Annotated in this window: 19 protein-coding genes; 9 read left to right on the top strand and 10 right to left on the bottom strand. The window is 30.4% G+C overall.

All coding sequences use genetic code 11. The features are described 5' to 3' along the window. Window positions 1-21: 21 nt before the first annotated feature. From IC221_RS05425 to IC221_RS05440, 4 genes are read right to left on the bottom strand one after another with little or no spacing between them, the layout of a single operon-like run. Window positions 22-771, bottom strand: a complete 750-nt coding sequence (locus IC221_RS05425) for a YebC/PmpR family DNA-binding transcriptional regulator (RefSeq protein ID WP_188167989.1) — start codon at window positions 769-771, stop codon at window positions 22-24. 9 nt (window positions 772-780) lie between these two features. After that, a complete protein-coding gene (thiL, locus tag IC221_RS05430; RefSeq protein ID WP_188167990.1) occupies window positions 781-1,815 on the bottom strand; it encodes a thiamine-phosphate kinase in 1,035 nt (344 codons plus the stop codon). A 9-nt stretch (window positions 1,816-1,824) separates the two neighbouring features. After that, window positions 1,825-3,171: a magnesium transporter gene (gene mgtE, locus IC221_RS05435; protein WP_188167991.1), complete on the bottom strand. Its 1,347-nt coding sequence runs from the start codon at window positions 3,169-3,171 to the stop codon at window positions 1,825-1,827. 13 nt (window positions 3,172-3,184) lie between these two features. Continuing rightward, complete coding sequence (locus IC221_RS05440; protein WP_188167992.1) at window positions 3,185-3,574, bottom strand: START-like domain-containing protein; 390 nt, start codon at window positions 3,572-3,574, stop codon at window positions 3,185-3,187. A 494-nt stretch (window positions 3,575-4,068) separates the two neighbouring features. Between IC221_RS05440 and IC221_RS05445 the strand changes: the two genes are divergently transcribed. The 9 genes from IC221_RS05445 (at window position 4,069) to IC221_RS05485 (ending at window position 13,255) form a co-directional block, all read left to right on the top strand. Continuing rightward, window positions 4,069-4,404 (top strand): hypothetical protein, encoded by a 336-nt coding sequence (locus tag IC221_RS05445; protein WP_188167993.1) that lies wholly within the window; start codon window positions 4,069-4,071, stop codon window positions 4,402-4,404. A gap of 147 nt (window positions 4,405-4,551) precedes the next feature. Next, window positions 4,552-6,012, top strand: coding sequence for an MBOAT family protein (locus IC221_RS05450; protein WP_188167994.1), 1,461 nt, complete (start codon window positions 4,552-4,554; stop codon window positions 6,010-6,012). A 5-nt stretch (window positions 6,013-6,017) separates the two neighbouring features. After that, complete coding sequence (locus IC221_RS05455) at window positions 6,018-6,965, top strand: hypothetical protein (protein WP_188167995.1); 948 nt, start codon at window positions 6,018-6,020, stop codon at window positions 6,963-6,965. Window positions 6,966-7,094: 129 nt separating this feature from the next. Next, window positions 7,095-8,015, top strand: coding sequence for a glycosyltransferase family 2 protein (locus IC221_RS05460; protein WP_188167996.1), 921 nt, complete (start codon window positions 7,095-7,097; stop codon window positions 8,013-8,015). Beyond that, window positions 8,012-8,746 carry a sulfotransferase gene (locus IC221_RS05465; RefSeq protein ID WP_188167997.1) on the top strand — a complete coding sequence of 245 codons (735 nt, stop codon included), beginning with the start codon at window positions 8,012-8,014 and terminating at the stop codon, window positions 8,744-8,746. The genes IC221_RS05460 and IC221_RS05465 overlap by 4 nt, the downstream gene beginning before the upstream one ends. Window positions 8,747-9,074: 328 nt before the next feature. Further along, window positions 9,075-9,380, top strand: coding sequence for an EamA family transporter (locus IC221_RS29860; protein ID WP_188167998.1), 306 nt, complete (start codon window positions 9,075-9,077; stop codon window positions 9,378-9,380). 1 nt (window position 9,381) lies between these two features. After that, window positions 9,382-10,515, top strand: a complete 1,134-nt coding sequence (gene rffA, locus IC221_RS05475) for a dTDP-4-amino-4,6-dideoxygalactose transaminase (RefSeq protein ID WP_188167999.1) — start codon at window positions 9,382-9,384, stop codon at window positions 10,513-10,515. Next, on the top strand, window positions 10,508-11,878 hold the full coding sequence (locus IC221_RS05480; RefSeq protein WP_188168000.1) for a hypothetical protein: 1,371 nt from the start codon (window positions 10,508-10,510) through the stop codon (window positions 11,876-11,878). Before rffA ends, IC221_RS05480 begins: the two co-directional genes overlap by 8 nt. A 3-nt stretch (window positions 11,879-11,881) precedes the next feature. Further along, entirely contained in the window at window positions 11,882-13,255 is a 1,374-nt protein-coding gene (locus IC221_RS05485; protein WP_188168001.1) for a hypothetical protein, read from the top strand. Here IC221_RS05485 and IC221_RS05490 read toward each other — a convergent pair. The 6 genes from IC221_RS05490 to IC221_RS05515 are packed head-to-tail and all read right to left on the bottom strand — an operon-like array spanning window position 13,230 to window position 19,440. After that, a complete protein-coding gene (locus IC221_RS05490; protein WP_188168002.1) occupies window positions 13,230-14,297 on the bottom strand; it encodes a glycosyltransferase family 4 protein in 1,068 nt (355 codons plus the stop codon). The two genes, IC221_RS05485 and IC221_RS05490, sit on opposite strands and share 26 nt — an antisense overlap. 4 nt (window positions 14,298-14,301) lie before the next feature. Then, on the bottom strand, window positions 14,302-15,456 hold the full coding sequence (locus IC221_RS05495; protein ID WP_188168003.1) for a glycosyltransferase: 1,155 nt from the start codon (window positions 15,454-15,456) through the stop codon (window positions 14,302-14,304). After that, a complete protein-coding gene (locus IC221_RS05500; protein WP_188168004.1) occupies window positions 15,453-16,331 on the bottom strand; it encodes a glycosyltransferase family A protein in 879 nt (292 codons plus the stop codon). Before IC221_RS05500 ends, IC221_RS05495 begins: the two co-directional genes overlap by 4 nt. Then, window positions 16,318-17,451 (bottom strand): glycosyltransferase family 4 protein, encoded by a 1,134-nt coding sequence (locus IC221_RS05505; RefSeq protein ID WP_188168005.1) that lies wholly within the window; start codon window positions 17,449-17,451, stop codon window positions 16,318-16,320. The genes IC221_RS05500 and IC221_RS05505 overlap by 14 nt, the downstream gene beginning before the upstream one ends. Then, window positions 17,444-18,517, bottom strand: a complete 1,074-nt coding sequence (locus tag IC221_RS05510; protein ID WP_188168006.1) for a hypothetical protein — start codon at window positions 18,515-18,517, stop codon at window positions 17,444-17,446. The genes IC221_RS05505 and IC221_RS05510 overlap by 8 nt, the downstream gene beginning before the upstream one ends. Next, window positions 18,514-19,440, bottom strand: coding sequence for a glycosyltransferase (locus IC221_RS05515; RefSeq protein ID WP_188168007.1), 927 nt, complete (start codon window positions 19,438-19,440; stop codon window positions 18,514-18,516). Before IC221_RS05515 ends, IC221_RS05510 begins: the two co-directional genes overlap by 4 nt. Window positions 19,441-19,449: the final 9 nt, after the last annotated feature.

Raw genomic sequence — 19,449 nt, forward strand, 5'->3', positions numbered from 1 at the left:
GCTGAGATAATGCTATCTAACTTAATTTGCTAATTGCTCAGCTTGTGCGTCAGTTATTTCAAGATCATGGAAAACATTCTGAACATCGTCATCATCTTCCAGACGATCTATTAATTTCATAACCACCTCCAGCGTTTCATCATCGACTGCTTTTGTAGCATGAGGAATTCTTTGGAGGTTAGCACTTGATACTTCAACACCTAACTCTTCTAGCTTTTTGTTGACAGTTCCAAAGTCTTCCATCTGAGAATAGATCGTAATGAATTCATCTTCGATTTCAAAATCTTCAGCACCTGCATCAATCAGTTCTAATTCCAATTCTTCAATATCTAACGCTTCTGTTTTTGTGATCACAAAAACACCTTTTCTGTCAAATAAGAATTCTAATGAACCATTTTTAGCCAATGAACCACCCAATTTTGCAAAATAACTTTTCACTTGCTGTACTGTTCTTCTTGTATTGTCAGTAGAACATTCAACATAAATCGCAATACCACCTTGAGAGTAACCTTCATAAGTCAATTCTTCGTACGTTACATCTTCTCCACCTGCAACTTTCTTGATTGCACGCTCGATGGTATCTTTAGGCATATTAGCTCCTTTCGCGTTTTGTATAGCCAAACGTAAACGAGGATTCATATCCGGATCAATACCACTTTCTTTGGCGGCAACCGTAATTTCTCTACCTAATTTTGTGAAAAGTTTATTTCTCTTTGCGTCTTGAGCTCCTTTTCTATGCTTTATATTGGCCCATTTACTATGTCCTGCCATAAAATGCTTCTAGAAATGTTTCCAACCTTGTGCTGTTAATGGAAGCGTTTGTTGACCTTCCGTCACTAAACGAGCTCCATTTTCAACTTCATCAATATACCCAATAAAGAAAACACTTGCATGTTTTTCTAACTTAGGGAAGTCTTCCTGTTTGATTGTAAACAATAACTCATAATCTTCTCCACCGTTTAATGCAGGTGTTTTCGAAGGAATTTTGAATTCATGACATACATCAAAAGTCTGGTGATCTACTGGTAATTTATCTTCATAAACAACAGCACCTACTTTTGAATCTTTACAGATATGTAACACCTCTGAGGCTAAACCGTCTGAAATATCGATCATTGATGTAGGCACAATACCCAATTCATTGAATTCATGAATAATATCAGTTCTCGCCTCAGGTCTTAATTGTCTACCTGCAATATATTGGTAGTCATCTAGTTTAGGTTGCATCTCTGGATTAGCTTCAAAAACTTTTTTCTCTCTCAAAAGTACTTGAAGTCCCATGTACGCTCCACCTAAATCTCCAGAAACACAAAGAATATCTCCTTTCTTCGCACCGCTACGGTAAGCAATTTTATCTTTTTTCACTCTACCTACAGCAGTGACAGAAATACAAAGTCCTTGACGTGATGAAGTAGTATCTCCACCTACTAAGTCAACTTTATAGTTCTTACATGCAGCTTTTATTCCTTGATAAATCATATCCACTGCTTCCACCGAAAAACGGTTTGTAATTGCAATACTTACAGTGACTTGCTCAGGAATTGCATTCATAGCAGCAATGTCAGATACATTGACTGCAATAGCTTTATAACCTAAATGCTGCAAAGGCATAAAGCTTAAATCAAAATGAATTCCTTCTAATAAAATGTCTGTTGATAATACGGTATATTCATCTCCACCATAATCAAACACTGCAGCATCATCTCCGATACCTTTTGCAGTGGTTTTGTGGTGAATCTCTACTCCTTCCGTAATTTTATCGATCAAAGCAAACTCTCCTAGTTCACCTATCTCTGTTCTTTTATTTTCTGACATTTTGCAAATTTAACTATGTAAAAGCATTTTTGCTACTGTAAAGTACACTCCAAGTCCTATTAAATCATTACAAGTGGTAATAAAAGGCCCGGAGGCAAGTGCAGGATTGATCCCAAACTTGTCTAAAACAATAGGCGTTATCGTCCCCATAAAGGAGGCAATCATGATTACACTGAATAGTGCTACCGATACCACAACCGCCAAAGCATGTTCTATAAATAGAAAATTGAAAGCATAAACCAAAAGTGCAAGTGTCAAACCGTTTAATATGGCGACTATTAACACTCTAAAATAACGATCAAAAACAGAGCCTTGGAAACCTCCGCTTGCTAATGATTGAACAACAATTGTAGAAGATTGAATACCGACATTACCTCCTGTAGCAGTAATCAAAGGAATAAAAAAGGCCATTGCTGGTACTAGACGCAATTCATCTTCAAAACCTCCTAAGAAATTAGCACCTAAAAGTCCTCCCGACATTCCAACAATTAACCAAGGTAAACGAGCTCTAGCCATAGCCCATAAGCTATCTCTTTCTTCAATATCTTCAGACAGACCTGACATGGCTTGCTGATCCTTTTCGGCTTGCTCAGTAATGACATCGACAACGTCATCAATTGTAATTCTACCAATCAATCGACCTTGGACATTCACCACTGGGATAACTTCCAGGTCGTAGTGTTGCATTAATTCAGCAACCTCTTCATCTTCTTGATAAGAGTGTACTTTTGCAATTTCGGGTTCATAAAGGTCCGCTACTTTATCTTCCTCATCTGCTATCAAAAGTCGTTTCATTGATATTCTACCTAAAAGAATATCATGATCATCCACAACATAAACAGTATAAACTTTATCGACTTTTTTTGCTTGACGTCGCACTTCTTCAATACATTGATGCACGTTCCAATTGATATTTACTTTCACCAATTCTTTCGCCATCAAACCACCAGCACAATCTTCCTCATAATGTAAGAGGTCCACAATATAAAGTACCTTTTCCTGGTTCTTCATGCTTCCCAACACCTCTTCTCTCATTTTGACAGGCAATTCATTTAAAATGTCTGCCGCATCATCGGAATCTGTCTGATCTAAATATTTTGATAGCTCCTCTGCCTCAAAAAGAGACATAAAGTTTTTACGAATATCGTCTTCAAGGTCACTGATTACATCAGCACCTACATTAGGATCCAACAAGTCAAGAATGTACTTACAATCTTCAGCTGAAAGCCCTTCCATCACAGCAGAAATATCTGCCGCATGCATATCTTCAAATTCATTTAGAAGATAGGCATCTTCTTTTTGCTCAACAGCCCTAGACAGCTGTTTAATATACTTCGCTGAGTATTCGAATGACATTATCTAAATGTATTTAACCGCCCACAATCTCATGTAATCTTCCGAAGAATTCCTCCCATAGCTCTTTCAATTCATCCATATCATCCATATCAGAATAATCTGTTACAATCACAAAAGTAGATTGAGCTAATTCACTAAAATCAAACTTAAAATCTAAATACGCTGATTTTTGATCTTCTTCCTTTTCAAAAACGTACTTCACATGTTGATTTTGTCTCCTTACTGCTATTCTTCCTCTTTTTTCTTCGTTCCCCCACACAAACGACATGATTTTCTGTTCAGAATTTTCTGTAACCTTGTCAGCAAACCAATCTTTTAAGAGATTCGGCGTCACAAAATAAGGATATAACTTATGTAATGGTGCCTTAAATTCAAATTCTGAGATATACTTAAATCTTGCCATGATAATAAAAAAGGAAGTATTAAAAAATGATGTCTTTACATGACTACAATTATGCGAAATTAATAAGCTAGTAGCAATAGTATTAATGAACATTTTAAAGAATTTTGAAACAAAAAAGAGAATATAGAACTAAGTGTCGAAAATTCTATTCTATTTGAATGGATTCATAGTTTAGTAACCTCGCCGTGCTATAAATAATTCCTCTACAAGTATACTCTTGTTAATTGATAGATCATTATTGGAATTCATCAATAATTTTATAATATTATGGTAACAGTGTATTTATTAACAAGTCTAGTTTCTCAAATTTTGCTCAATTCTTGTTTAGTGAAAATTGAATAAATTTAAAAAAAAGACCTCAAAGTCTACCTCAACTGAATATTAAAAGCTATGGAAAATAATGTAGAATTAACAAAAACAAAGCTACTATCTATTGGTCCGTTTTCAGAATAGAGAAAACATATCTCATTGTTTGGAAAGATAGTGGAACGGAAATGGATGACATCTCTTTCAAAAACCACATTTCATCTTTTGCCAACCTTATAGAAACAGATGGTGCTTCGCATGAAGTTAAATCATTTGTTGTTGATACAAGAGCCTATCATTTTGTGATGAACCTTAATATACAGGAATGGCATGACAAAGAAATTATCCCCAGGTACCTAAATTCAGGTATTAAAAAAATCGCTTTTTGTCTAAGTGGTGATCTCATTAGAGATCTTTCGATTGAACAAACCTTCGATGAAAGTCAGGCTCAATCGGATGAACTTTCTACATTATACTTTCAAGATTTAAGGAAAGCATTGGCATGGGCGAAGAGAATTGATTAAAATTCCATTTTTATTTACCTCAAAAAGAGATAAGTTTTATGATAGCTTATCTCTTTTTTTTATGGCAAAGGAAAACCTTAAGGTTTAAAATGAAAATAAGGCTATATTTGGGCGACAAACATTCTGTTCTATTTATTATACTATTGCATGCTTTTTAATTCTTTAGAGTTTGCTGTTTTTCTACCAATAGTATTTCTTTTATATTGGTTCGTTACTAAAAACAGTATCAAGCAACAAAATATACTTCTTTTAATTGCTAGTTATATTTTTTATGGCTGGTGGGATTGGCGTTTTCTAGGATTAATTGCATTTAGTTCATTTGTCGATTTCTCTATTGGAAAAAAACTAGGTAAAACTTCTAATGAAAGATCAAGAAAAGGACTACTTTATTCTAGTCTTTTTGTAAATCTTGGCTTATTAGGTTTATTTAAATACTATAACTTTTTTGCTCAAAGTTTTGCGGACGCTTTCACACTATTAGGGTCTTCCATCCATGTAGATCGACTTAATATTGTACTTCCTGTTGGTATTAGTTTTTATACTTTTCAAACATTGAGTTATACAATTGATGTTTACAAGAAGAAACTAGAACCAACTGAAAATAGTATTGACTTCTTTGCGTTTGTGAGTTTCTTCCCTCAACTAGTAGCAGGACCAATAGAAAGAGCTACTCATCTATTACCACAATTCCAAAAAAGAAGATATTTTGAATATGTGAAAGCAGTTGACGGTATGCGTCAAATTTTATGGGGACTTTTCAAAAAAGTTGTGATTGCTGATAACTGTGCCTATTATGCAAATCTTGTTTTTAATAATTATGAAGACTACAATGGAAGTTCACTTTTGCTCGGAGCAATTTTCTTTAGTTTCCAAATCTATGGAGATTTTTCAGGTTACTCTGATATTGCAATAGGTACTGCAAGATTATTTGGTTTTGATTTAATGCAAAACTTTGCCTTCCCCTATTTTTCAAGAGACATTGCTGAATTCTGGAGAAGATGGCATATATCACTTTCTACATGGTTTAGAGACTACCTATACATTCCTTTAGGAGGAAGTAAAGGTGGTACTTGGATGAAAGTCCGTAATACCTTTATCATATTTTTAGTGAGTGGATTTTGGCATGGTGCCAATTGGACGTTTATTGCTTGGGGTGCTCTAAATGCTATTTATTTTCTTCCCCTATTATTGTTAAAGCAAAATAGAAATAACATTGAAATAGTTGCAAAAAACAGATTGCTTCCTAATATCAAAGAATTATTCCAAATGGCAACTACTTACTTCATGGTTGTTATTGCATGGATATTTTTTAGGGCTGAGAGTATAAATCATGCTATCCATTACTTATATAACATGGTCATTGGCTTAAAATTAAAAAAAGGATATGTAGAAAGTTTGAATTTTCTTTATTGGGAAATCGGCATAGCGTTCTTACTAGTACAAACTTTGTTCATTATTATAGAATGGATTGGAAGGGAAAATAAGTATGCTTTACAAAATATAGGATTAAATCGAATTACAAGATGGAGTTTATATATTTCAATTGGTATTGGGATTGCTGTTTTCGGTAATTTTAGTGAAACCGAATTTATTTATTTTGCATTTTAAGATATATGAAACGTTTATTAACTCTCACATTACTTTATTTAATTTTACTCCTTCTGTTTACAACTGGCATACTAAATATATGCTCAAATATTGTGAGTAATCGTCAATTCAAAAATTATGAAACAGAGAGTAACTTACTCGTAATGAATGAAAATGATAATTACAATAGTCTTTTAATGGGAATTTCACATGCTAGAAATTTTTCTAGGCATAAAAATCATTTAAGAATAGAGAAAATATTAAATGAAAAAATACTAAATATTGGTCAAGGTGAAGGAAGGTGTGGGATTAATGAACAATTATTTTACTTAGACTATTTTTATAGTTTAGGTAATTCTTCCTCTAAAGTAATTTATGTTATTTCACCTCCCTTATTTTTTTCAAATACACTCCCTATTGCTTCCAATACTTTTGATAGAGAACCATTCGAGTTTAAATTTTTATTCAACTATCTTTTGTTTGATAGTGAGAACAAACAAGAACGACTAATCTCTTATCTACAATCAAAATTTACAAATGTATGGTTAAATCAAAAACCAAATTCTAAAGATTCTAAAAATGAAAAATTAAATCATATTGATAACAATGCAGTGGACATAGGTTTTGAAATGGTTTATCAAGATTCTTTGTCGACAAAAAACAGGTATCATAAAAGTATTAAAAGAGTAGAAGAAACAATTAATTTGGCAATTAATAATAATTCAAAAGTAATTTTAATTATTCCTCCAGCTCTATTTGGCAAATGGAAAGGACATAATGAAATAGTTTCATTTGCAAAAAAAATGGAGACACTTAAAGCAGTAGAATTCTATGATTTTTCTGAATCTATCTTATCACCAGAGTATTATTATGATCATCATCATCTAAACACTAGAGGTATTATTTATTTTACTGATAAGTTCTTGAAACCTATTTTGGTTGATGATAAAAAATTACTGCACTCTTTAAATTAAAGAATTCACTAATTTGAAATATTTTTTTATATCTATTATTTATAAATAAGGGTATATTTGTGCAATTATATTTTTTACAATATAGAAACGCACTCACTTTTTATTGTATTACAGGTAAAATATCACTAAATGAAAGTATCGATAGTCATTCCAGTTTATAATAGTGAAAAAATCGTTACTACTACAGTTAACGAAATAATTAAAGTTTTAAACACAACTAGCTATACTTTTGAAATCATATTAATCAACGATGGTAGTCCTGATAATAGTTGGAATGTCATAAAAGAATTAGCAAATAACAATAATAATATCATTTCAATTAATCTTCATAAAAATTATGGTCAACATAATGCCGTTTTATGTGGTTTTGAAAATGCTAGTGGTGATTATATTGTTACAATGGATGACGATATGCAAAACCCTCCTTCTGAACTTATACCTCTAATCAATTCGATTGTTGGGACAAATTATGACCTAGTATTTGGTAAATTCAAAGAAAAGAAACATGCTCAACATCGAAAGCTAGGTTCAAAAGTAGTAGGCTATCTAAATGCTAAAGTTTTTAATAAACCAAAAGATGTAACACTTACAAATTTTAGAATTATTAAAAGAGATGTTATTGAAAAAATCATAAACTACAAAACTTCTTACCCTTATATACCAGGCTTAGCATTAATGTTTGCTTCAAAAATAAAAAACGTAGAAGTCGAACATGCTGAAAGAACCATTGGTCAATCTAATTATACATTTAAGAAAATTTTCCAATTAGTTAGTAGGCTTATGATTAACTACTCCTCTTTTCCTCTAAGAGTCTTAAGTTCTTTTGGCTTTTTAATAGCTGGAATTAGCTTTACAATTGGTATTACATTAATTATAAAACAAATACTTTTTGGATCTAAAGTACAAGGGTGGACAAGTATCATGGTATTACTATCTTTCTTTTCTGGTTTTATAATTATTTTATTAGGAATAATTGGAGAATACTTATCCCGTATTTTAGATCAATTATCTTCTCATAAAAGTTACCACATAAGAGAAATAATAAAATGAAAAATGTTATAATTATTGGTGCACAACGGTCTGGTTCTTCATTTCTAAGTGATATATTAACTGAACATCCTGATGTAATTAGATCTATACCTTCTAAACCTGAACCAAAATACTTTCTTCAAGAGAAGAAATTAATAAATAGAGCTGATTACTTAGATGTATATTTTAAAAATTACTCGAATAACAATGTGTTGCTAGAAAAAAGTACAAGTTATTATGAGTCTACAACTGCATTAAAAAATATAAAAGAAAATCTTCAAGAAGTAAAAATTTTAATGATATTGAGAAACCCTATTGAAAGAGCATTATCAAATTATTTTTTCTCAAAAAATAATGGGTTAGAAACAAGAACTTTAAATGAAGTATTTATTAATAAAACCCCAGTCCCAAATAAAATTTCTACTAAAACATCTGTCAATCCATTTAACTATCTTGAAAGAGGATTATATGTCAATTATATTCATAATTTATTTAAGGTGTTTGATAAGGATGACGTAAAAATAGTATTATTAGAAAAACTTATTGGAAGTCAAGATTATTTAAATGAAATATATTCTTTTATAGGTCTTAAGAAACACACAAGTAATTTACTTTCTTCAATTGTTAATCAATCTCATAAAGATAGTGAAGTTCCTTTTGAAGTTTTTCAAAAAATAAAAAAATATTATGAAGAACACAATTTCCAACTTTCAAAAATATTACAACAGGATTTAGATAAAATATGGATTTAAAAAAAATATTTTGGGTTTTAACTTCCATAATGTTAACAATTTTATCTGCAATTTTATTGAACTTTACTTCACAAAAATACAGTCTTTTATCAATAGCTGGTATAATATTGATAGGATGTGTAATTTTTGTGAACTTTGTCAAGTTTATCCTTTGGGGTAAAATATATAACAAATATGATCTAAGTGAAGTCTACCCACTAACAGCCTTATTTTTCCCAATAATATATATTATATCATTATATCAAAATGAAACTAGTTTATCGTTTAGAAAACTAATTGGTGTGTTGATTATTTTAGTTGGTTGTTTTATTTTTAATCAAAAGAGATAATGCAAATATTATTTATTTCATTAGCTGTCCTTTTTACTTCACTAGGGCAAATTTCCTACAAGAAATATGCAAATTCTCAAAAGAATTTTTATTTGACATTAACTATTAGTCTGTTTTTAATTGTTCCAATTATGAATTTTAGTGCTCTAAAATATACATCTTTAGATATTGTATACATGTCCACTTCAATTACTATTGTTATCTCTTTGATTTTATCAAGATTTCTTTTAAAAGAAAAAGCAACTAAAAAACAATTACTTTCCTCTTTACTAATTACACTAGGTATCATTATTTACAATTCTTAAAATGAAAATAAACTTTAATAAACCTTATCTAACCGGTAAAGAAGCTCATTACCTATACCAAGCCGTTTATTCTGGTCATATAAGTGGTAATGGTAATTACACAAAAAAGTGTCAAGCCTTTTTTGAAGAAAAATGGGGTTTTAAAAAAACATTATTGACAACTTCTTGTACAGATGCCTTAGAGATGTGTGCTCTTCTACTTGATATCAAAAAAGGAGATGAGGTTATTGTTCCTAGTTATACCTTTGTAAGTTCAGCATTAGCATTTGAGAGACAAGGTGCTCAAATTGTTTTTGCAGATTCAAGGAAAGATCACCCCGGTATTAGTGAGATACAAATTGAATCATTAATTACTCCAAAAACAAAAGCAATTGTAGTAGTTCATTACGCTGGAGTTGCTGTTGACATGGACATAGTTATGGCACTAGCAGAGAAACATAACCTTTTTGTAATAGAAGATGCTGCACAAGCAATTGACAGCTGTTATAAAGGAAAGTCTTTAGGAAGTATTGGACATTTTGGTACATTTTCATTTCATGAAACAAAAAATATTCAATGCGGTGAAGGGGGATTATTAGCTATTAATGATGAACAATTTATTCGTCGAGCAGAAATAATTTGGGAGAAAGGAACAAATAGAGCAGAATTTTTTAGAGGAGAAGCCAATAAATATGGATGGAAAGATACTGGTAGTAGTTTTTTACCAAGTGAACTAAACGCATCCTTTTTATATGCTCAACTAGAAAACATTGATGATATCCAGAAAAGAAGAAAAGATATTTGGTTGAGTTATTATAATAAACTTTTACACCTCGAGGATAGTGGGAATATTAAACTTCCAAGTATACCCGACTTTGCAACAAACAATGCTCATATGTTTTATATGGTCTTGGAAGATGAACAACAAAGATCCAATTTAATCAGATTTTTAGCTGAAGAAGGAATTAAAAGTGTTTTTCATTATTTGAGTTTACATAAAAGTGATTATTACCTTATAAATAATGAATTAATACATCTACCATATTCAGATCTGTACTCTAATTGTTTAGTCAGACTTCCACTTTTTTATGAATTAGATTTATCTGAAGTTTACAGTATCTGTTCAAAAATAAATAGCTTTTTTCTTAATGAATAAAAAAATTAATAACTCAACAATCCTGATAGTATTAATAGTAATTGGCCTTATTCTGCGATTACTTTTCTTATTTATAGGAGCAAAATTTTATTATGGTGAAAATATTCATACTATGGGAGATACTTCTTCCTATGTAAATTCATTTATCAACCTAATAAATGAAGGGATTTATTCTTTTAACTTAAAAAACTCTGAATCTGCTTTTGGAAGATTACCTGGCTATCCTTTTTTCTTTGGTATTCATTACCTACTTTTTGGGAAATATTCATACATCGCTACATCTATATCACAAGCTATTTTAGATACATCTGTTATCTATCTAATATTTTTTATTTGTAGAGATAATTTCAAAAAAGATTTAGTAGGAATAATAGCAAGTTTGATTTACTGTTTCTATCCTTTCACAATAGTTTGGGTACCACAAATTTGCACCGAGATTTTCGCAAATTGGTTGTGTTTTCTTATTCTATTTCTTCTTACTAAAAATAAATATAAAACTGCCTCAATTGTAACAATTATTGCCTTCTACACTAGACCATACATGGCAATATTAATGATTGCTGTTCTATTAAAAATTTTTATTAATTCAAAAAATCTTAGAACTTCCTTGAAAATTATTGTTCAATGCTCTTTAATTTTTTGGACATTATATTTGCCTTGGCCTGTAAGAAATTATATAAACCACGATAAAATTGTTCTATTAAAACCGACAGGGGCTGGGTATGAAAGATATAGAGAAGATATCAGAAGTTGTAGAACATGGATTCAAACTTGGAGTACAGATGTAGATAACATTATTCATAAATTTTCAAGAAATGATTACTCCTCAATTCCTGAAGATATCATGCAAAAAAGTGGCGGTCATGAATTATTAGCTTCTACCGTTCAATTAGCATCCAATTGCGGTGGCGGTTTTTATAATTGGAAAACAAACAAAACCTATCCAAATTTACAAAAAAACTGTGACCAACAGATAAATGAGCAATTCAAACAAATGACGAAAAACTACAAACAGAATAATTACATCTCTTATTTAATAGACGTTCCTTTAAAAAACATAAAAAAAACATTATTTAAGGGAATTTCACTTCAATTTTCCACAACAAAAGAAATATTGATGATATCACTTTTTTCCTTCAGATCAATATTATTAATCTTAGGTATTATTGGTATCCTTTTGAACACAAAAAGCATTATTTCTTATTCATACCTTATCATCTACCCTTTATTTCTTTATTTCTTTATATGTTTTATAATTCGACAACTTGAAATGAGATATATATTACAAGCGGACTGCATTTTGCTAATTTTTTCTAGCTATACTATTTATCATATTTCAAAAAAGATAAAAATTGCTTATTAAGGAATGGATCCATTATATAACCTTATTTTAACGCCTATTTATTTATGTATTATCTATTTCTTAATTGCTCCTTTCTTTGAAAAGAGGTGGACCAATAAGTATACTAAGAAATATTTTTGGTTAGGATTAAACGCAAAAATTATAGGTTGTATATTTTTTTGTTTAATTTATCATTTCTATTATGGTGGAGGTGACACAACAGCATATTTTAATCAAGGAGGAATAATAGTAGATGCATTTTTAGATTCACCAACTATTGCTTTTGAAACGATTCTTTACGATGGTTCAACTATAAGTGGAGAAAGTGCCCAATACCTTAGTAAGTTATTTTTGAAGAAAAATCCTAGTACATGGCTAATGGTTCAGATTTCTGGAATTATACAACTTTTCACCTTGAAATCTTTTTATGTAACTTCTTTATTTTTTGGATTATGGTCTTTTTTGGGTACTTGGAAATTAGTTCAGCTTTTCACATCAATTTACAAGACAAACTATAAATTAATTTGTTATGCTGTTCTTTTTATTCCTTCTTGTCTATTTTGGAGTAGTGGAATTATGAAAGAAACGATTACAACGGGTGCCATTGGTTTCTTTGTCTTTTATTCAAGTAATATTCTATTTAAGAAAAAAGACACCCTTTTATCATTCTTGGTTTTAATAACTACTTTTTTTCTTATCAAAACAATTAAAGGAGCTACCATATTTGTGCTTTTTCCCTGTCTACTATTATGGGTCTTTTTATACAATTACAAAAGAATTTCTACCATTCTGAAGTACTCTTTATCATTACTGTTATTATGTTCAGTTCCATTGGTGCTCTTTCTAATGGCTCCCAAAATTCAAGAATATATAGAAAATAATGAGGAATTTGTTTCTGCTCAAAAGACAATCCATGGATTTCAAAGTGATCATGGAGGAGAGTGGCGTAAAGGGAGAGGGCATGGAGGTGGAGATACTTCAGCCTATCACTTAACAACAGCAGGTGATCTTAGTTTATTGGGAATGTTAAAGGCATTACCCGAAGCTATAAGTTATACTCTTTTTAGACCTTTTCCTTGGGAAACAAAAAAAGTAGTTCAGCTACTTGGTTCATTGGAAAGCTTTGCATTTATACTAATTACAATCTATATTTTCTTTAAGGTTGGTGTAATCAAGACAATGGGACAAACTTTCACAGATCCTCACCTTGGTTTTGTATTAAGTTACGCTCTCTTTTTCGGTTTTATTGCTGGTTATATTTCATTTAATTATGGTGTACTACAACGATTCAAAACACCAATGATGCCTTTTTACACTCTATTTTTAGTAATTCATTATCAGTATATTACTAAAAAGACTCAAAAGAGAAAATCTAGAAGAAAAGTGATAAAAAGTTAGGAGTATTGGATTGTACTGAGTAATTATTTACAATTTTTTCACGAGCTGCAATAGACATATCAGTAGAAGTTGACTTTTCTAGAAACTGCTCTAATGCAGTATACCACTGTTCCGTATTTTCACAAATAAACCCGTTGAGAGTATGATCTACAATTTTTGTATTAACGCCAACCGGTGACACTATTGCCGGTACACCTAAACTCATATATTGTAATGCTTTAAAACCACATTTGCCCTTTGCCCAAATATCATCTTTTAAAGGCATTATACCTATATCGAATTTCATTAAATCTTGTATTTCCGTTTCCTTTGACCAGGGGTGATATACTAATGATCGAATTGGAAACTTAGGATCTTCATTCGAAATCATTCGAAACTCAAAATTGTATTTCTTTTCTAATTTTTGAAAAACAGGTATTAAGAACTCTATATATTGTGCTGTAGTTAAAGTACCCGTCCAACCAATTACAGGTAAGTTGTTGTTTTCTTTTTTATATAACTCCGGGTTATGGTAATTCTCAGTATCGATAGTAGTTGGATTAACCTTTACATTTTTATTGTAGTTTATTGCATATTCTTTGAGGTACTCATTTCCGACACTAACTACTGAAGCCCATTGGATAATCCTCTTTACTTTTCCATACATTTTCAGCTTATTAAACTTTGCATTATGCTCAGAATAATTAGGTAACCAAATGGCATCATCAAAGTCATAAATCACTTTTTTTCGAAGAATCTTTGTGATGTAGAATTCAAAAATTGGTGGTCCAATATGTGAAGCTTCGCGATGAATAAAGACTTGATCAAACTTTCCAACTCTAAGCATCAATAAAAACCGTTTTAAAAATGCAAAAAGAATTGCGATTCCCTTCTGAAGAAACTTGCCAGGCTGATGTAGTATTTTCCAGGTTTTTAAATTTAAAAAAGAATGGTATTCATACTCGTAACCATTTTCAGTCAAAATTTTTAAATATTGCTCAAAACGAAATCGTTGAGAAGGTGCAATAGATTTTGGATAAGGAGTTAAAATTAATATCTTCATTATATTAGAGAATCGTTTTATACACGTTTTCGATTATAGAGAATGAACGAGTATTTTTTGCTAATTCTACTATTGAGTTGGGTTGCTCCAAACGTTCTTTCTTAACTACAATATTAACAATCTCGTCTAATGCTTTTTGATTATTTTGGTTTTCCCAGATAACACCAATATTATTTACTTTGATCAAATTTGAATCATCACCTATACCTTTGGATATAAAAACAGGTAATCCATTCGCCCAATATTCCCCATTTTTAATAGGTGAAAGCGCTATCTTGGAAGGAGACGGCTTATGAAGGGAAAAAGCAAAATCAGAAGCTGATAAATAATCTGGCACTTCTGAATGAGCAACAGATTTTATGAATACATTTTTCTTTGTAGACAATTCTTTCTCTAGTTCCTCAACTTGAGGAGTAAGAATAATTAAAAAATGAGAAGATGACTGACTTAAAAAGTCTTTAAATAATTGAATAGATTCCGCAGAATAATAAATCCCCCCTATTTTACCAACATATATTGCAACAATTGCATCTTTTGAGATCTTTAATTTTTCTCGAATTGCTGTTCTTTGCTTTTGAATAAATTGAAACTTAAGAGTATCAACACAACATGGACCTACCTCAATGATACTCTTTTCAACTCCTTCTTTTATTAATTGATTTTTATAACTATTGGATACTGTAATAATATTTTTAGCACATTTCTTTTGTTGTTCTTCCCAATACTTTTCTAATAAGTATCTTGGGTCATACTTCGGCCAAATACCTGATTCTAACATATAATCAGCATGTGGCTCAAAGGATTCGACTACAAACGGAACTTTATTTTTTTTCCAAACCATCCATGCTATCGCTCCAGCTGGTGCACCTCTAGCTATGATTTTATCTATTTGTTTTTCTTTAATAAAATCAAGTAATATTTTAGGAAAAGTTGTAAAGTCATTCCATTTATCCTTCAATCCATGACCTGTAACAAACGGAAAATGCTCTATTTTAGAAGAGTCGAAGCTTTTTGTCTCAGTCGTACCCTCCCTTTCCATTGAAAAATAAAAGATCTTTTGAATAGAATCAAAAGATGCTAAAATTTTAAGGTGTGGATAGATAGTCGCCACTGATAGGCCTTCATTAACACCCCAATAACCTAGATATAATATTTTCATCGAGCTTTCAATAGTTCAATAGTTGTTGAATAACTTTTATAAAAAGAATAAATTAAAGAATGAACCGCTTTGTAATATTGCTTTGTATGGAAAGCATAAGCTGACACTGTATAGTAGAAATGACTTAAGTATTTATTTTTATCCCTCTTTTCCATGTTTATATTTTCACCAACAAGGCGGATATAGTTGAGATAATCCACAACTAATTTGGGGGATATTTTACGAGACATACTATTTTCAAGAATTCTATAATACATTGTTGCTCCAGTAACATAGCCCATCTTTCCCTTCTGAAAAACTAAATGTAAAAAATACCTATCCGCTGTATTAAAAAGATCTTTATTGAAAAAGATTTCATTATCAAGCAAGACACTTGTTCTAAACATATAGGATGAAGGACAAGTTTGAGTATTTGAAGAAAATTTGACAAGTTCCTCATAAGTTGTCAAAGCCTTATAATTACTTTCTAGTATACCTCCATTCTCATCAATTGTTGTAACATCAGCTGCTACACCAATATAGTTTGTATTATTATTTAAAAAATTAACGCGTAAAGTTAAATAATCAGATGCTAGTACATCATCACTATCTAGAAAAACAATAAACTGACCTTTCGCTTGTTTTAGTCCTTTATTTCTTGTGATAGAAACACCTTCATTTGCTTTATCAATCACTATAAATCGCTTATCAGTACTCGTTATACTGCTGAGTACCTCCAAAGACCTGTCTTTAGATCCATCATTAATTAACAAACACTCATAGTTTGAATAACTTTGACCTTGAACACTTTTAACGGTTTCTAAGATATATTTTTCAGCGTTATATATAGGTATTACAATGGTAACAAGTGATTCTTTCATATTAACTTCTCTCATAAAGAGTTTCTAATAAATCAATTTTCTTTTTTAAATAAAACTCCTTTCTAACCATTTGATTAGCTTCTGTGATAATCTGTTTTTTTAGCCCTTTATCTTCAACCAAAAGACACTGCAAAGCATTGTAAATTTCTTCACTGTTTTTATAATCTACCACTAAAGCATTCTCCTTATCTTTTAAAATATCCACTCCTATTCCTGATCTGGTAACAATAGAAGGTACATTAGCGGCCATTGTCTCAATATAGATTTGCCCAAAAGCCTCACAATATTCATCAATTGGTGTATGAACAAAGACATCAAATAGTTTATATAATGCAAATAGGTTATTCTCAAATTCTATTTCCAAATAATTGTCGGAGGGTAATTCTTTTAATAAAGCTTTTAATTCGTTTGTATATTCACCTCCTTTCCCTCCAGCTAAAATTAATAAAGCATTAGGTTCATCTTGTAATAATTTTTTAAAAGCAGGTATAATATACTGAATTCCTTTCCATTCAGTATATCTTGATATTACACCTACAACAAAACGTGAACTTGACTTTATATTATATTTACTTTTTAAACCATTTATTTCTTCCTCTGTCACACGATCAAACCGCTCAATGTCAATACAATGAGGAATAACTTTTACTTTATTATTTTCAACGTTTTCTCTATCTGTTAGAATTTTCTTAACATTTTGAGTTATTGCCACAATATCAGTAGCTAACCAATTTGAAAAAAGATCATACTTTATGGCATGTGGATGATAATCATAATTGAAAGTTGAATGGTGTCTAGTGTATATTCTACTCTTTATTCCTATAACTTTCCCAACCAACAATCCAATTAATGTTGCTTCAGGTAAATGTGTATGAATTATATTGGGTCTACTTTTTAATAACAAACCCAATATTTTAAAAAAGCATGTCAATAAATCTTTTTTAGAGGAATAATGAATTTCATTTACTTGCCTTCCTTCTGACTTCATGTGGTTAGCCAGAAAAGTATCTTTTTTCGGATTAAGTAAAATAAAGTTTAATTCATAGAGGTCGCGATTTAAATAAGTTCCAACCCATTCAAACTCAAAAGCTTTTTCAATATTTGATATAATATATGTTACCTTCTTTTTAGACATATTCAAAAATTTGTTCGATTAGTTTTGGGTATCTATGATTCATCAAGTATTGGTCTATTTGTAACCTTTGATCATCATCTAATATCGTTTGTTTTTCTATTGCCAATTGGATAAATTCTTCAACTGAAGATGCCTTGAAAATCACTTTTCCTTCTAAAGTGGGGATTTCTGAATCTGTGGAAACTACAATTGGTTTATATTGTGCCAAGTAATTTAATATTTTCAGTGGTGATCGGTTTCCACCAGAAGATTGAAGCGTGAATTTATAAGATGTTATACACAAAGTTGAAGCAGAAATATAATACTTTAACTCTTGTGCATGTATCATTCCTTTATAATGTAAATTTGGATGTTTTTTTAAGATATCCCATTTATTATCGGTAATGACTTCTTTTCCTAAAACAATAATTTTAAAAATTTCAACCAAACCTTCTAAAATAGAAAAGTCTATATCATGATTGATTGTACCGACAAGTAAAATATAATTACCTTCCTTTTTTTTGATTTGTTCAACTTTATCAAAGTCAGTAATCTTCTCATCTTCAGATAAACCATGTGGTATATATATCACTTTTTCACCTTTTGTAATCCCCTTATAATGTGATAAGTATTTTTTACTTGTACATATTATAAGATCTGATGATTGTGCAATTTGTTTATCAGAAGACCACTTCATGTAAGGGTCAACAACATGGTATATCTTTTTAAACCTACCTAAAGAATTTGTATTTCCAAACCTTGTTGGGTCAAACTGCCAAAATATTCCTTTTTTACTTATCCTACTTAATTTTAGGCAATTGATAAAGTCATTAATGTTACGACAAACATCCTTAAATATCCTTACAGGTAGCAAATTATTATAATCTACATAATATAGATTCTCAGATACTTTATTAACCTTTATCGACCAATCAAATAAATGAGAAAAAGTCCAATAAGATGGCGAGTTAATAAAATAAACCTGATGATTTAATTTACTTAATTCGTTTGCGTAATGATGTTTAGAATACCAAATATCACCCCAAGGTTCATTAGATATGATAAAAATAGGATTTCCCTTATTCATCGAATTATTCTGTAGATAAAATCCTTAATAAATAAACTTCTTAGCCTACTTTTAATATTTGATATTTCTAATATTTGTGACAAAAGGAATTCAAGTCTTTTATAGGCATTTAATGGTTTCACTACTTCAATTCCAAACCTCCAAGTGTGCCTTCTAGTAAATTCAAATATTAAATTTGATACTTTTTCTTCACCTATATCTTTTAAAAAATAATAATATGATTTATACACTTCGGGTAGTAAACCAGCCTTATCATAAGACCAAGCCTTTACATTACCTTGAGTAATTGCCACTTTATAATCTTCAACAAAAATTCCATTATAATGTAAAAGGCAATAGTTGGTAAAAAACATAAATAAATAGACGTTTCTCCAATCTTCCTTCATTAAATAGTTTTCTAATAACGAAGTTCGTTTTAATACTATTCCAGACATTTGGTGTGAGAAATGTCCAATATCAAACATGGTATTGTAGCCAGCTTCTTTTAATTCAAAAACAGGTTGTTTAATATCAGAAGTTTTGAATTCTTTCTTATCAAGGATATTACTATTTCGAGGCAATATATATCCTATTTCTCCACTGTTTATCTGTTCAAAAACAAAATTCAAATAGCCCTTTGGTAAATAGTCATCATCACCCAACCACATGATAAAATCTGACGTTGATTTACCCAATACTTCAACAGCATTTTTTTCCAAACCTATATTTTCAGAATTTCTGTAATATTGGATATTTATGGTTTTATGACCTTCAATAAAAGTTTTAACTAATGCTTGAGTATTATCACTAGAACAATTGTCGGAAATAATGATTTGGATTTTATTATCTTGATCTATCGAGCTTATATAAGTACCCAGTAGATTTAAATTATAAATTAAGTCTTCTCCTCTATTAAAAGTGGGAATAAGTATATCTAATATCATAGTGTTTGG

Origin of the sequence: Flammeovirga sp. EKP202 (genome assembly GCF_014534745.1) — a bacterium.
In the GTDB taxonomy this organism is placed as follows: Bacteria; Bacteroidota; Bacteroidia; order Cytophagales; family Flammeovirgaceae; genus Flammeovirga.